Genomic DNA, 13,166 nt, shown 5'->3' with positions numbered 1-13,166 from the left:
TCCTCTCGGGTCAGCGGGCGTCGAGTTGGGAGTGGACGACGCCGACCAGCGTCTCGATGCGGTGCTTGCGCTCGGCCTCGCCGACGACGCCGAGCGCGACGCCGAAGACGGCGCTCACCGCCAGGTCGAAGACCGCCTCGAACTGCGGGTGGTCCGCGTACGCCGGGAGCAGGTCGCGGGCGACGCCGAGCACCCGGGCGGTGTGCGGGCCGTTCACCTGCTCCAGCTGGGCGGCCAGCTCGCGGTCGGTGCGGGCCCAGACGGTCAGCTCCAGGACGGCGGCCAGGCGCGGCTCGTCGTGGGTCTGCCACAGCAGTCGGACGGCGTCGCCGAGCGGGTCGCCGCTGCGGGGCGAGATCTCGGCGAAGCGGGCGAGGTACTCGGCGACGGCCTCGTCGAACACCCGGGCGGCGACGGCGCCGAGGAGGGCGGCCTTGCTCGGGAAGTGGTTGAACAGCGCGCCGGAGGAGACCCCGGCCCGTGCGCAGACGGCGGCGGTGGTGCAGCCGGCGACGCCGCCGTCGACCAGGCACTCGAGGGCTGCGTCGAGCAGGGCCGCGCGGGTTCCCGCGCGCCGCTCTCCCTGGGTCGCCACGAGTCGCCTCCGTCACATCGGGTCAATCGGCGACGTTAGAGAGCGCGTGCTCGGTATGTCAACAGTGGCTAGGGTCCGCCCATGAGCGCTGCGCGGACCGCTGCCCGGCTGCTCCTCGGCGGCAGCATGGTGTTCGCCGGGGTCTCGCACCTGACCACCCAGCGGGCGGAGTTCCAGGCCCAGGTGCCGGCGTGGTTCCCGGTCGACGAGGACCTGACGGTGCTGGCCTCGGGCGTCGTCGAGATCGGGCTGGGCGCGGCGTTCGTGGCGCTCCCGCGCCGGCGGCGCACCGTGGGCGCGGTCCTGGCCGCCTTCTTCGTGGTGATCTTCCCCGGCAACATCGCGCAGTACCTGGAGGGGACCGACGCCTTCGGCCTTGACACCGACGGCAAGCGGCTGGTCCGGCTGTTCTTCCAGCCGCTGCTGGTGCTGTGGGCGCTGTTCGGCGGCGGGTGGCTGCGCCGCGGCCGGCGCGACTGACCCGGGTGCGGGAGGCGGGAGTCGAACCCGCACGCCCGAAGGCACCAGATCCTAAGTCTGGCGTGGCTGCCGTTACACCACTCCCGCGCGGTCGCGGAGTCTACGGCGGCCGGTCCAACACCCCCCACCACTTTCGTCGAGATCGGCACACTCGTCGGCATGGGCCGCTGATGGCGACGACTGTGCAGCTCGTCGAGGGCAGGGCCGCGGGGGTCGCCCGTGCGGGTGCTGCGGATCCCGGCCGCGCGCCGGTCCGCGGGCGTTCTGGCAGGCTGTCGTCGTGCCTCGCGACCCTCGACAGATCCAGCTGGAGATCGACGCCGCCCGTGAGTCGCTGGCGGCCACCCTCGACGAGCTGGCCTTCCGCAGCAGCCCCACCCGGCTGAAGGCGCAGGGGCAGGCCGCCGTCGTGCGCTTCTTCCAGAGCCCGGCCGGCAAGGCGACGATCGGCGCGGTGGGCCTGTTCGTCACCGTCGTCGTCGTGAACTCCGTCCGCAGCCGCAAGCGCAAGCGCTGACCCCGCACCCGCGCCGCGACCCGGTCGGGCCGGGGCAGGAGTCCGTCTGGGACTACCCGCGCCCGCCGTCGGCGGAGGTGACCGGCCGGCTGGTCGAGGTGGAGCTCGCCGGCCGGGTGGTCGCCCGCACCACCCGGGCTGTGCGGGTGTGCGAGACCAGCCACCCGCCGGTCTACTACGTGCCCCGCGAGGACGTCGTCCCCGGCGTGCTGGTGCCGGGCAGCGGCAGCTCGTGGTGCGAGTGGAAGGGCGCGGCGAGCTACTGGGACGCCGTGGTGGGCGGCCGTCGCGTCCCGGCGGTCGGCTGGTCCTACGAGCGCCCGACCCGCGGGTACGAGCACCTGCGGAGCGCGATCGCCTTCTACCCGAGCCGGGTCGACGCCGCGCGGGTCGACGGTGTCGCCGTCCGCGCCCAGGCCGGCGACTTCTACGGCGGCTGGATCACGCCCGACGTGGTCGGACCGTTCAAGGGGGAGCCGGGCACCCTGGGCTGGTGACCGGCTCCTCCCTCAGGGGCGCCGCGTGTGCAGCAGCGGCAGGACGACGCTCTCCAGCGTCTCGTCGGCGTACTCGTGGGTCACCGGCTCGCCGGTGAGCAACCAGCGCTGGACCAGCAGGGCGGTCGTGGTCTCGGCCAGCACGGAGCGCGAGACGCCACTGGTCAGGTCGCCTCGCTCCTCCGCCTGTGCCCACATGCGGTCGTAGGAGTCGCGCCAGGCCTGCAGCGGTCCGGTGCGGAAGGCCTCGGTCAGCTCGGGCTGGTGCTGCATCGACGGCAGCAGCGAGCGGATGGCGGTGCCGACCGGTCCGTTGATGACGTCGACCAGTCGGTGCACGATCGCCCGGACGTCGCCGTCGAGGGAACCGGTGTCGACCGGGGTGGCCAGCGACTGGTTCATCACCGAGATCGTGTCGACCACGAGGTCCTGCTTGGTCCGCCACCGGCGGTAGATCGTCGCCTTGCCGACGCCGGCCTCGGCGGCCACCGCGTCCATGGTGAGCGCGCCGTACCCGACGTCGCCCAGCAGCCGCAGGATCGCCTCGCGGATCACGCCGTCCCGGCTGGGATCGCGGGGGCGTCCGCCCCGGCTGGTGCGCACTGTCTCGGTCGTGGTGACGACTGCCATGCCCTGACCTTAGACACTCAAGCTGTGAAGTTCCGGATCTCGACTCACCCGCTCGGCGTCGAGTCGCCCACCCGGGTCATCCCGCGCGCCTGTCGGTCACGGACCGTCGCCTCGGTCATCCTGCTGAGGTGCCCCGGACCATCAGCACCCGTCGGCGCCGCGAGACCTGGGACCTCCCCGAGGTCGCGACCCGCCTGCTGGTCGCCAGTCCCGTGGAGACCGTGCTGCCCGTCGTGGCCGCGATCGCCCGGTCGGTCGGGCTCTCGGTCTACCGGTCCGACGGGCTGCTGGACATCACCGACGAGCGCGACGGCGTGGGCGTGGAGCGGCTGTTCGACCGGCTCTCCCGGGAGCTCACCACGGCCGAGGCCCAGGTCGTGCGGGTCGCCGCCGACCCGCCCGGGGAGTACACCGCCCTGGTCACCCGCCTGCTGACCGCGCCGACGCTGGCCGTCGAGCTCGCCCGCCGCGGCAACACCGCGGAGGTCGGCGTCCTCGCCGAGGCCGAGCTGTGGAGCGTGTACCAGCCGATCGTCTCGCTCGACGACGGCGCCGTGGTCGCCCACGAGGCGCTGCTGCGCGGGCTGGCCGACGGGCGGGAGGTCGGCGGGGGAGACCTGTTCTTCGTCGCCGAGTCCGCCGACTGGCTGCCCCGGCTGGACCGCATCGGCCGCGAGTGCGCCGTCTCCGGCGCCGCCCCGTGGCTCGGCGACGCCGATCTGTTCGTCAACACCCACCCGACCTCGGTGCACCGCCCGGAGGCGGACCTGGAGAGCACCCGGCAGCTCATGGAGGACGCCGGCCTGGCGCCGCACCGGCTGGTCATCGAGGTCGCCGAGCCGCCGGCGGTCACCGAGCACGGCCACCTGCTGTCGGTGCTCGAGCGGTACCGCGAGCTCGGCTGGCGGGTGGCGCTGGACGACGTCTCCGCCGGCTGGGCCAGCCGCGAGCTGCTGGCCACGGTGCGCCCCGACGTCGTCAAGCTCGGGAAGCGGCTGGTCCAGGCGCTGCCCGACGAGGGCGCCCGCACGATCTTCCGGTGGGTGGTGGAGGCCGCGCACGGGGTCGGCGCGCAGGTGGTCGCCGAGGGTGTCGAGGACGCGCGGGCCGCCGAGGAGGTCACCGCCCTGGGAGCCGACCTCGGTCAGGGCTGGTTCTTCGGCCGCCCCGTCGTCCTGGAGCCGGAGCCGCTCCCGGTGCCCGAGGAGCTCACAGCCCCCAGCCGGTGAGCACCGGCCGGTCGTGCTCGTGACCCAGGACGCCGAACGCGCCGGCCGGGAGCGCGAACAGGGCACCGGCCTCCGGGCCGAGCCCGAGCCAGCGCGCGGTGAGGACGCGCAGCACGTGGCCGTGGGCGACCAGCGCGACGTCGCCGTCGGCCAGCCGGGCGCGGGCCCGGTCCAGCACCCGGTCGACCCGCTCGGCCACCTGCGCGAGCGTCTCGCCCGGCGTCTCCCCGGGGACGATCGGATCCCGCCAGACCGACCACTCGCGGCCGAGCTCCTCGCTGATCTCGGCGGTCGTGCGGCCCTCGTAACCGCCGTAGTCCAGCTCCACCAGGTCGCGGTCGACGCCCGTGGCGGTCAGCCCCGCCAGCTCCGCCGTCCGCCGGGCGCGCTGCAGGGGGCTGGTCCAGACCTCGGCGAAGCGTCGCTCGGCCAGCCGCGGCGCCACCGAGCGCGCCTTGTCCTCGCCCTCGGGCAGCAGCGGCAGGTCGGTGACCCCGGTGTGCTGGCCGCTGCGGCTCCACTCGGTCTGCCCGTGCCGCAGCACGACGATCTGTCCCACCGGCCCATCACACACGCTCCGGGGAACACCCGCGCGGGCTGGCGTGCTGGCACCTGGCATGACCACCGCACAGCTCAGCGACACGTTCTCCCTCGGCGGGGACCTCCCCGTCCACCGGCTCGGCTACGGCGCCATGCAGCTGCCCGGGCCGGGCGTCTGGGGCGAGCCGGCCGACCGCGACGGCGCGCTGCGCGTCGTCCGCGCCGCCGTCGAGCAGGGCGTCGACTTCATCGACACCGCCGACTCCTACGGCCCGTTCGTCAGCGAGCAGATCATCGCCGAGGCGATCCACCCGTACCCCGAGGGTCTGGTCATCGGCACCAAGGCCGGACTGACCCGGCAGGGCCCCGGCATCTGGACGCCGGTCGGCCGCCCCGCCTACCTCCGCCAGCAGGTCGAGCTCTCCCTGCGCCACCTGCGGCTCGAGCGCATCGACCTCATCCAGCTGCACCGCATCGACCCCGACGTCCCGCTGGCCGACCAGCTCGGCGTCTTCAAGGAACTGCAGCAGGAGGGCAAGGTCCGGCACATCGGCGTCTCCGAGGTGTCGGTCGAGGAGCTGCGGGCCGCGCGCGAGATCGTGGAGATCGTCAGCGTGCAGAACCTCTACAACCTGACCAACCGGCAGTCCCAGGACGTGCTCGACTACGCCACCGCCGAGGGCATCGGCTTCATCCCGTGGTTCCCGATCGCCACCGGTGACCTCGCCGCCCCCGACAGCCCGGTCGCCGACATCGCCCGCGAGCTGGACGCGACGCCCTCCCAGGTGGCGCTGGCCTGGCTGCTGCAGAAGTCGCCGGTCGTCCTCCCGATCCCGGGCACCAAGTCCGTCGACCACCTCACCGAGAACCTCGGCGCGGCCGGGCTGACCCTCTCCGACGAGGACATGGCCCGCCTCGACGCCCTCGCCTGAAAAAGGACCCCCGTGCCCCCCACCACTCGCGAGCTCGCGGCGGGCCCCTGCACGGGGGCCGAGAGGCGGTGGTGGGGGACACCCGGGTGAACGGCGTTCCAGCGCTGGTCCACCATGTCCTGCATGGACGCCGACGACTTCGAGCAGATCCGGAAAGCGGTACGTCAGCTCGTGCGGGAGGAGGTCATCCCGCGCGAGGAGGAGATCGACCTCGACGACCGCATCCCCGAGGAGCTCCGTGGGGCGATCGCGGACATGGGCCTGTTCGGCTACGCCCTGCCCGAGGAGTACGGCGGCCTGGGCGTGAACATGAAGGAGGACGTCGAGCTCGCCTTCGAGTTCGGCTACACGACCCCGGCGTTCCGGTCGCTGTTCGGCACCAACAACGGGATCGCCGGGCAGGTCATCGCCAAGTTCGGCAGCGAGGAGCAGAAGCAGCGCTACCTCCCGCGGCTGGCCGCGGGTGAGCTGATCGGCTCCTTCGCCCTCACCGAGGCCGAGGCCGGCTCGGACCCGGCCGGGCTGCGCACCACCGCCCGCCGCGACGGCGACGGGTGGGTCATCAGCGGCAGCAAGCGGTACATCACCAACGCGCCGCTGGCCGACCTGTTCGTCGTCTTCGCGCGCAGCGACCCCGAGGAGCGCGGCGGGCGTGGCATCTCCAGCTTCGTCGTCGACGCGAAGGCCCCGGGGGTCAGCCTGGGCGCCAAGGACAAGAAGATGGGGCAGTCCGGCGCGTGGACCTCGGAGGTCTTCTTCGACGAGGTCCGCGTGCCGGCCGACGCGCTGGTCGGCGAGGAGGGCCGCGGCTACTCCAAGGCGCTGACCGTGCTCTCCCGCGGCCGGCTGCACATCGCCGCCATGTGCGTCGGGATGGCCCAGCGCGTGCTCGACGAGTCGGTCGCCTACGCCGCCACCGCCAAGCAGGGGGGCGCCCCGATCGGCCGCTTCCAGCTGGTGCAGGCGCTGATCGCCGACATGCACACCGAGCTCGTCGCCGGGCGGGCGCTGGTGCGCGACGTGGCTGCCCGTTACGACAGCGGCGAGGACACCTCGGTCGGCCCCTCGGCGGCCAAGCTCTTCTGCAGCGAGATGGTCGGCCGGGCCACCGACCGCGCGGTGCAGGTGCACGGCGGGCTCGGGTACCTGCGCACCACGCCGGTCGAGCGCTTCTACCGCGACGCCCGGCTGTACCGGCTGTACGAGGGCACCAGTGAGGTGCAGCGGGTCATCATCGGCGGCGGCCTGCTGCGCGCGGCGGGCATGCCTCGCTCCTGACGGCGGCGCACCGGCCGGCCCCCGTGGCTCGGCCGGTGCCCCCGCGGGTCGGTCGATCCGCGCGCCGCAGGCGGCCGCGGCGAGCAGCAGTCGGTCGCCGTCAGGCGCGGACCGCGGTCGCTCGGGCCGCGGCCAGGCAGAAGGCGACGATCTGCTCCCGCTCGGCCTCGTCCGGCGCGGACTCCGCCCACACGTGGTCGGACAGGACGCCGAGGACCGCGTGCGCGGACAGCCGGGCGTGCGCGACCGGATCGCCGCTCCCCAGCTCCGCGTAGGGAGCCACCAGCAGGTCGGCGAGCACGCCGCTGGCGAAGTGCCGGCCGTAGGGGGCGTCGCTGCCCGCGGTCGGGGCGTTCCACATGACGGCGCGGGTGGTCGCCGCCACCTCGCCGCGTGCCTGGGTCAGCACTCCCTCCACCCAGCGCCGGACCCGGCCCTCGGGCGTGGTCTCCTTCGCCATCTGGTGCTCGAGGTAGCTGCGGAGCCGTTGCGCGCCGTCCTCCAGCAGGGCGCCGACGAGCGCGCCCTTCGAGGGGAAGTAGCGGTAGAAGGCGTCGTTCGAGAGCCCCGCGGCGGCCACGATGTCGGACACCCGGGGGCTGGCCGACGTCCCGCACCGGACCATGACCGCCAGGCCGGCCTCCATCAGCCGGCGGACCTCCTCCTCGTAGGTCTCCCCGCGCCGCGACAGCGCCCGCTGGACCACCCGCCCCAGGACGTCGTCCGCCATGCCCGCCTCCGCCCAGAACACCGTTCTTGACCGCCAGAACGTCACGCTGATAGTACAGAAGGGCAGTCGCCGAACCGAGGGAGCAGGCCGTGACGTGGGACTTCGAGACCGAGCCCGGGTACCAGGAGAAGCTGGACTGGGCGGCCCGCTTCGTGCGGGAGGAGGTCGAGCCGCTGGACCTGGCCTTTCCGATGGGGATGTTCAACCCGCTCACCGGCCGGGCCCGGGAGGTGGTCCAGCCGCTCAAGGAGGAGGTCCGCCGGCAGGGGCTGTGGGCCACCCACCTGACCCCCGAGCTCGGCGGGCAGGGCTTCGGGCAGCTGAAGCTCGCGCTGCTCGACGAGATCCTCGGCCGGTCGTCGTGGGCGCCGATCGTCTTCGGCACCCAGGCGCCCGACACCGGCAACGCCGAGATCATCGCCCACTACGGTACCGCCGAGCAGAAGGAGCGCTACCTGCGCCCGCTGCTGGAGGGCGAGATCTTCTCCTGCTACGCGATGACCGAGCCCGAGGGCGGCTCCGACCCCAAGCAGTTCACGACGCGGGCCGAGCGGGACGGCGACGGCTGGGTCCTGAACGGCGCGAAGTACTACGCGTCGAACGCCAAGACGGCGACCTTCTTCATCGTGATGGCCAAGACCGACCTGGACGCCGACCCGTACACGAGCATGACGATGTTCCTCGTGCCGGCCGACACCCCCGGCATCCGCATCGAGCGCAACGTCGCCCTCGCGTTCGACACCGACGACGAGGCGCTGCACGCCGACCTGCGGTTCACCGACGTCCGCCTGCCCGCCGACGCCGTCCTCGGCGGGGAGGGGCAGGCGTTCGTCATCGCGCAGACCCGGCTCGGCGGCGGGCGGATCCACCACGCGATGCGCACCATCGGCCAGGCCCAGCGGGCGCTGGACATGCTGTGCGAGCGGGCGATCAGCCGCCGGACGCAGGGCACGCTGCTGGCCGACAAGCAGTTCGTGCAGGGCTACGTCGCCGACTCGTGGGCGCAGCTGCAGATGTTCCGGCTGCTGGTGCTGCAGACCGCCTGGAAGATCGACCGGTTCGACGACTACCGCAAGGTCCGGAAGGACATCGCCGCCTGCAAGGCCGTGATGCCGCGGATCTACCACGACATCACCCAGCGGGCCCTGCACCTGCACGGCGCCCTGGGCGTCAGCGCCGACATGCCGCTGGCCCGGATGATGTTCGGTGCCGAGGTCATGGCCGTGGTCGACGGACCGACCGAGGTGCACCAGGTGACCGTCGCCCGCCAGGTGCTGCGCGACTACACGCCGGCGCCCGACGGGGTGCCGAGCGAGTTCGTCCCGGCGCGGACGGCGGCGGCGCTGGCCAAGTACGGGATGAGCGCCCCGGAGCCGCAGCCGGCCGAGCCGTTCCCCGGCACGGTGCCGTTCGCACAGGCCGGCGTCGATCTGGCGGGGCACCGGTGAGCGCCGTCGAGGAGGCCACCGCGCTCGACGTCGGCAGGCTCACCGCCTGGCTGGACAGCCGCGGGCTGGGCACCGGGGCGCCGCTGGAGCACCGCTTCCTCTCCGGCGGCGCGCAGAACGAGATCTTCGAGATCCGCCGCGGCGACCTGCACGCCGCGCTGCGGATGCCCCCGGTCTCGGCGCCGGCCTCCCGCGACGAGGGCATCGTCCGCGAGTGGCGGATCATCGAGGCGCTCGACGGGTCCGCCGTGCCGCACACCCCCGCGGTCGCGCTGTGCGAGGACCCCTCCGTGCTGGGCCGGCCGTTCTACCTGATGGGCTTCGTCGACGGCTGGTCGCCGATGCAGCTGACCGACAAGAGGTGGCCGTCGCCGTTCGACGCCGATGCCGACGCCCGGCGGGGCCTGGCGCTGGAGCTCGTCGGCGGCATCGTCTCGATGGCGGCCCTGGACTGGCGGGCCGCCGGGCTGGAGGGCCTGGGCCGGCCCGACGGCTTCCACGAGCGCCAGGTCGACCGCTGGACGACGTTCCTGCAGCGCGTCCCGGGCGCCCGGCAGCTCCCCGGCTACGAGGAGACGGCCGCGTGGCTGCGGGCGCACGGGCCGCTGGACTTCGTGCCGGGGCTGATGCACGGCGACTACCAGTTCGCCAACGTCATGTTCCGCGACGGTGCCCCCGCCCGGCTGGCCGCGATCATCGACTGGGAGATGGGGACGATCGGCGACCCCAAGCTCGACCTCGCCCTCGTCGCCGGCAGCTGGCCGGAGGACCCCGACGCCGGTGGCGGTTACGTCGACACCCGGGGGATGCCCACCCGGGACCAGCTCCTGGAGCACTTCGCGCGCGAGAGCAACCGGCAGGTCGACGACATGGACTACTACTACGTCCTCATCAAGTTCAAGCACGCCATCGTGCTCGAGCAGGGCTTCCAGCGCGCCACCCCCGGCAGCCCGCGCGAGCACTTCGGCCCCATCGCGCTGTCGATGATGGCCGACGCGGCCGAACTCGCGGCCAGCAGCGACTACCGCGGCTGATGGGGTACGCCGACGAGCTGTTCGACCTCACCGGCCGGGTCGCGCTGGTCACCGGGGGCAGCCGGGGGCTGGGCCGGGAGATGGTGCTCGGCCTCGCCCGGTGCGGCGCCGACGTCGTCGTCGCCAGTCGCGACCTCGCCGCCTGCGAGGCGGTCGCCGCGGAGGTCGGGGCGACCACGGGCCGCGCGGCGCTGCCGTACGCCGTCCACGCCGGGCGGTGGGACCAGCTGCCAGGGCTGGTCGACGCCGCGTACGAGCGGTTCGGCCGGCTCGACGTCCTGGTCAACAACGCCGGGATGTCGCCGGTGTACGACGCGCTGACCGACGTCTCCGAGAAGCTGTTCGACGCGGTGCTGAGCCTCAACCTCAAGGGGCCGTTCCGGTTGACCGCCCTGGTGGGGGAGCGGATGGTGGCCGCCGGACGCGGCTCGGTGGTCAACGTCAGCTCGACCGGGTCGATCCGGCCGAACGCGGCGATCGCCCCGTACGCGGCGGCCAAGGCGGGGTTGAACTCGCTCACCGACTCCTTCGCCCTGGCGCTGGGGCCGACCGTGCGGGTGAACACGGTGATGGCCGGCCCGCACGCCACCGACGCGCATCCGGAGTGGGCGGCGCACACCGGCACCGGCGACGGGATCTTCCCCGCCCACGCCCTGCAGCGCGCCGGCCGGCCCGGCGAGATCGTCGGCGCGGTCCTCTACCTCGCCTCGGATGCCTCCAGCTACACGACCGGCGCGACGATCCGGGTCGACGGCGGCATCCCGTGAACCGGCTGGAGGGGCGGGTCGCCGTCGTCACCGGGGCGGCGAGCGGCATCGGCCTGGCCGTCGCCGAGGCGTTCGTGGCCGAGGGGATGCGGGTCGTGCTGGCCGACCTGGACGGCGCAGGTGCGGGGGAGCAGGCCGCCCGGCTGGCCGACGGCGGGGCCGAGGTCTGCGCCACCGCCGTCGACGTCCGCGACCCCGACTCGGTGGAGCGGCTGGCCGAGGTCGCCGTCGAACGGTTCGGCGGGCTGCACGTGGCGGTGAACAACGCCGGGATCGTCAACCGCGGCCGGTCGTGGGAGCTGCCGCTGGCGGAGTGGCGCCGCGTGCTCGACGTGGACCTGTACGGCGTCGTCCACGGGGTGCGGTCGTTCGTGCCGCGGATCCTCGCGACCGGGGAGGAGGGGCACGTCGTGGTCACCGGCTCGATGGCGGCCGTGGCCCCGCTGGCGAAGCTCGGCCCCTACGCGGTGGCCAAGCACGGGCTGCTCGGACTGGCCGACGTCCTGCGGGCCGAACTGGCGGAGATCGGCGCGCCCGTCGGCGTGAGCCTCGTGCTGCCCGGCGCGATCCGGACCGCCATGAACCCGTACGGCACGGTCACCGCCGGGCAGGTGGCGGCCAACGTGGTCGACGGCGTCCGGCGCGACCGGGCCTACGTCTTCACCGACGACCACTCCACCGGAGAGGTCGAGGCCCGGCTCCGGTCGATCCTCGCCGCCCGGGCCGACGTCATCCCCTGACGGATCCGCCCGCCGGTTCGAGCAGGGGACCGGCGCCGCCGTCCCCGCTGCCCAGCGCCGCGACGAACTCGCGCAGCACCGCGTCGCCGGGGTGCACCGGCGTCCAGCCGAGCAGGGTGCGGGCCCGGGTGGTGTCCAGCGCGGGCGCGCCGAGGCCGAGGTCGAGCCACCCCGGCTCGGTGGGCACCAGGTGGGCGGCGTGCGCGGCGGTCAGCCCCGCCCGCAGCAGGAACGCCGGCACCGGGATCCGGACGGTGCCCAGCGCGCGGGCGAGCCCGTCGGCGTCCAGCGTCGGCTCGGCAGCCAGGTTGAACGGCCCCGACGCCCGGCGGTCGAGGATCCGGACCAGCGCGTCGGCGACGTCGTCGGCGTGCACGAACCCCACTCGCAGGGCCGGCAGCGGCAGGGGCAGCACCGAGGCCACGGAGCCGGGCAGCGCGCGGGCGGCGGCGAACAGCAGCGGGCCGAGGAAGTAGCGGCCGATCGCGCTGGCCGCCTCCGGCTGCAGCACCAGCGTCGGGCGGACGACGGTCAGCGTCGTGTCCGGCCGGTGCCCGAGCACCTGGCGCACCACCCGCTCGGCGGAGCTCTTGTCCCGGCTGTACTGCGAGCTGGGGATGCCGGTGGTCGGCCAGTCCTCCCGCACCTGCTGGTCCCGGGCGCCGGCGGCGTAGGCGCCGAGGGAGGACATGTGGACCACGTGCGGCACGCCGGCGCGCGCCGCGGCGCGGGCGACCCGGTAGGTGCCGTCGACGTTGACCGCGTGCAGCTGGTCGGGGTGCCGCCCGGGCTGGAGGGCCCAGGCCAGGTGCACCACGGCGTCCACGCCGGCCAGCGCCTGCTCGATCGCGGGCTCGGAGCCGGCGTCGCCGAGGTCGACCAGGTGCCAGTCGACGCCGTCGTACGGCGCCACGCCGGGCGGTTGCCGGCGGGCCAGCCCGCGCACCTCGGCGACGCCGAGCGCGGGGTCGGTCAGCCGGCGCAGCAGGGCCGTGCCGAGGTTGCCGCTGGCGCCGGTGACGGCGACCCGGAGGCCGCGCAGGTGGGCGGGAGGGGAATCGGCCATGGGCGGCCGCTACCCGCCCCGCGCGCGACCCACCCCTCCGGTCCGGCCCTCGTCGTCGGGGACGGTGGACAGGAAGTAACGATCCGGTAACCTGCGTCAGGGTCATTGGTCCCTAACGTGGTCCTCCCGTCGCCCCGTCCCTCCCGGAGTCCCCATGTCGCAGCGCGCGCCCTCGGCCACCCCGACGGCGGCGGAGGCGGCTCCCGAGACCGTCGTCGACGTCTCCGCCCGGGCGGTCGGGATGCTGGGCTTCGGCGCGGCGGGGATGCGCATCGTCCGGCGCTGGATCGAGCAGGTGCCGCCGAGCACCCCGGTCACCTGGGCCGCCGCCCAGCGGGCCGACGCGATCAGCCTCGCCGAGCTGGAGCGCCTCGTCCGGGCGGCGCCCGACGGCTGGGCGCTCATGCTCGCCGGACCGGCGGCCGACGTCGCCGCCGCCCGCCAGGCCGCGCTGGGCTTCGGCATGCGGCCCGCCGAGATCCGCTGGGCGGTCACCGGCGAGGAGCTGCGTCGGGTGTGGTGCCCGCACTGCACGGCCTCCACCGACACCGACGTCCAGCCCGGGGACTCGGTCGAGTGCTCCGGCTGCACCGTGCCGCTGCGCGTCACCGCCCCCCGGGCGCGGGACACGACCGGTGGCAGCGCGCAGTCGGCGCCCGCCCACCACGTGGCCTAGGGAGCGG

16 protein-coding genes and 1 tRNA gene are annotated in these 13,166 nt (G+C 74.4%); 11 read left to right on the top strand and 6 right to left on the bottom strand.

From position 1 onward, the window contains the following. Positions 1–10: 10 nt before the first annotated feature. Entirely contained in the window at positions 11–595 is a 585-nt protein-coding gene (locus tag DQ240_RS08570; protein WP_113839216.1) for a TetR/AcrR family transcriptional regulator, read from the bottom strand. Positions 596–676: 81 nt separating this feature from the next. On the opposite strand from DQ240_RS08570, the gene DQ240_RS08565 reads away from it, so the two are divergent. Beyond that, positions 677–1,075 (top strand): hypothetical protein, encoded by a 399-nt coding sequence (locus DQ240_RS08565; RefSeq protein ID WP_113839215.1) that lies wholly within the window; start codon positions 677–679, stop codon positions 1,073–1,075. 6 nt (positions 1,076–1,081) lie between these two features. Here DQ240_RS08565 and DQ240_RS08560 read toward each other — a convergent pair. Next, a tRNA-Leu gene (locus tag DQ240_RS08560) sits at positions 1,082–1,162 on the bottom strand. Between the two features lie 193 nt (positions 1,163–1,355). On the opposite strand from DQ240_RS08560, the gene DQ240_RS08555 reads away from it, so the two are divergent. Together DQ240_RS08555 and DQ240_RS08550 are read left to right on the top strand one after the other, a co-directional pair. Then, positions 1,356–1,592 carry a DUF3618 domain-containing protein gene (locus tag DQ240_RS08555; protein WP_113839214.1) on the top strand — a complete coding sequence of 79 codons (237 nt, stop codon included), beginning with the start codon at positions 1,356–1,358 and terminating at the stop codon, positions 1,590–1,592. Positions 1,593–1,669: 77 nt separating this feature from the next. Then, a complete protein-coding gene (locus DQ240_RS08550; protein WP_233498596.1) occupies positions 1,670–2,089 on the top strand; it encodes a DUF427 domain-containing protein in 420 nt (139 codons plus the stop codon). 12 nt (positions 2,090–2,101) lie between these two features. Here DQ240_RS08550 and DQ240_RS08545 read toward each other — a convergent pair whose 3' ends face one another. Next, complete coding sequence (locus DQ240_RS08545; RefSeq protein ID WP_113839212.1) at positions 2,102–2,719, bottom strand: TetR/AcrR family transcriptional regulator; 618 nt, start codon at positions 2,717–2,719, stop codon at positions 2,102–2,104. A gap of 128 nt (positions 2,720–2,847) precedes the next feature. On the opposite strand from DQ240_RS08545, the gene DQ240_RS08540 reads away from it, so the two are divergent. Next, positions 2,848–3,948, top strand: coding sequence for an EAL domain-containing protein (locus tag DQ240_RS08540; RefSeq protein ID WP_113839211.1), 1,101 nt, complete (start codon positions 2,848–2,850; stop codon positions 3,946–3,948). Here DQ240_RS08540 and DQ240_RS08535 read toward each other — a convergent pair. Then, on the bottom strand, positions 3,929–4,507 hold the full coding sequence (locus DQ240_RS08535; protein ID WP_113839210.1) for a histidine phosphatase family protein: 579 nt from the start codon (positions 4,505–4,507) through the stop codon (positions 3,929–3,931). The two genes, DQ240_RS08540 and DQ240_RS08535, sit on opposite strands and share 20 nt — an antisense overlap. A 58-nt stretch (positions 4,508–4,565) precedes the next feature. Here DQ240_RS08535 and DQ240_RS08530 point away from each other — a divergent pair, with 58 nt between their 5' ends. Further along, entirely contained in the window at positions 4,566–5,420 is an 855-nt protein-coding gene (locus DQ240_RS08530; RefSeq protein ID WP_113839209.1) for an aldo/keto reductase, read from the top strand. Between the two features lie 123 nt (positions 5,421–5,543). Next, positions 5,544–6,698, top strand: a complete 1,155-nt coding sequence (locus DQ240_RS08525) for an acyl-CoA dehydrogenase family protein (RefSeq protein ID WP_113839208.1) — start codon at positions 5,544–5,546, stop codon at positions 6,696–6,698. A gap of 100 nt (positions 6,699–6,798) precedes the next feature. Here the strand turns inward: DQ240_RS08525 and DQ240_RS08520 are convergent, their stop codons facing one another. Continuing rightward, positions 6,799–7,473: a TetR/AcrR family transcriptional regulator gene (locus DQ240_RS08520; RefSeq protein ID WP_199589181.1), complete on the bottom strand. Its 675-nt coding sequence runs from the start codon at positions 7,471–7,473 to the stop codon at positions 6,799–6,801. A gap of 44 nt (positions 7,474–7,517) precedes the next feature. On the opposite strand from DQ240_RS08520, the gene DQ240_RS08515 reads away from it, so the two are divergent. Genes DQ240_RS08515 through DQ240_RS08500 form a run of 4 tightly spaced genes read left to right on the top strand, consistent with a single transcriptional unit; the run spans position 7,518 to position 11,417 of the window. Next, on the top strand, positions 7,518–8,876 hold the full coding sequence (locus tag DQ240_RS08515) for an acyl-CoA dehydrogenase family protein (RefSeq protein ID WP_113839206.1): 1,359 nt from the start codon (positions 7,518–7,520) through the stop codon (positions 8,874–8,876). After that, a complete protein-coding gene (locus DQ240_RS08510; RefSeq protein ID WP_113839205.1) occupies positions 8,873–9,910 on the top strand; it encodes a phosphotransferase family protein in 1,038 nt (345 codons plus the stop codon). The genes DQ240_RS08515 and DQ240_RS08510 overlap by 4 nt, the downstream gene beginning before the upstream one ends. Beyond that, complete coding sequence (locus DQ240_RS08505) at positions 9,910–10,677, top strand: SDR family NAD(P)-dependent oxidoreductase (RefSeq protein ID WP_113839204.1); 768 nt, start codon at positions 9,910–9,912, stop codon at positions 10,675–10,677. The genes DQ240_RS08510 and DQ240_RS08505 overlap by 1 nt, the downstream gene beginning before the upstream one ends. Next, positions 10,674–11,417, top strand: coding sequence for an SDR family NAD(P)-dependent oxidoreductase (locus tag DQ240_RS08500; RefSeq protein ID WP_113839203.1), 744 nt, complete (start codon positions 10,674–10,676; stop codon positions 11,415–11,417). Before DQ240_RS08505 ends, DQ240_RS08500 begins: the two co-directional genes overlap by 4 nt. On the opposite strand, the gene DQ240_RS08495 is transcribed toward DQ240_RS08500, so the two are convergent. Next, entirely contained in the window at positions 11,407–12,483 is a 1,077-nt protein-coding gene (locus DQ240_RS08495; RefSeq protein ID WP_113839202.1) for an NAD-dependent epimerase/dehydratase family protein, read from the bottom strand. The genes DQ240_RS08500 and DQ240_RS08495 overlap by 11 nt on opposite strands. Before the next feature lie 154 nt (positions 12,484–12,637). Between DQ240_RS08495 and DQ240_RS08490 the strand changes: the two genes are divergently transcribed. Next, positions 12,638–13,159 (top strand): dimethylamine monooxygenase subunit DmmA family protein, encoded by a 522-nt coding sequence (locus DQ240_RS08490; RefSeq protein ID WP_113839201.1) that lies wholly within the window; start codon positions 12,638–12,640, stop codon positions 13,157–13,159. Positions 13,160–13,166: the final 7 nt, after the last annotated feature.

This window comes from Blastococcus sp. TF02A-26, from assembly GCF_003319125.1.
Classification (GTDB): domain Bacteria; phylum Actinomycetota; class Actinomycetes; order Mycobacteriales; family Geodermatophilaceae; genus Trujillonella.
This window is presented reverse-complemented; position numbering and strand designations above follow the sequence as displayed.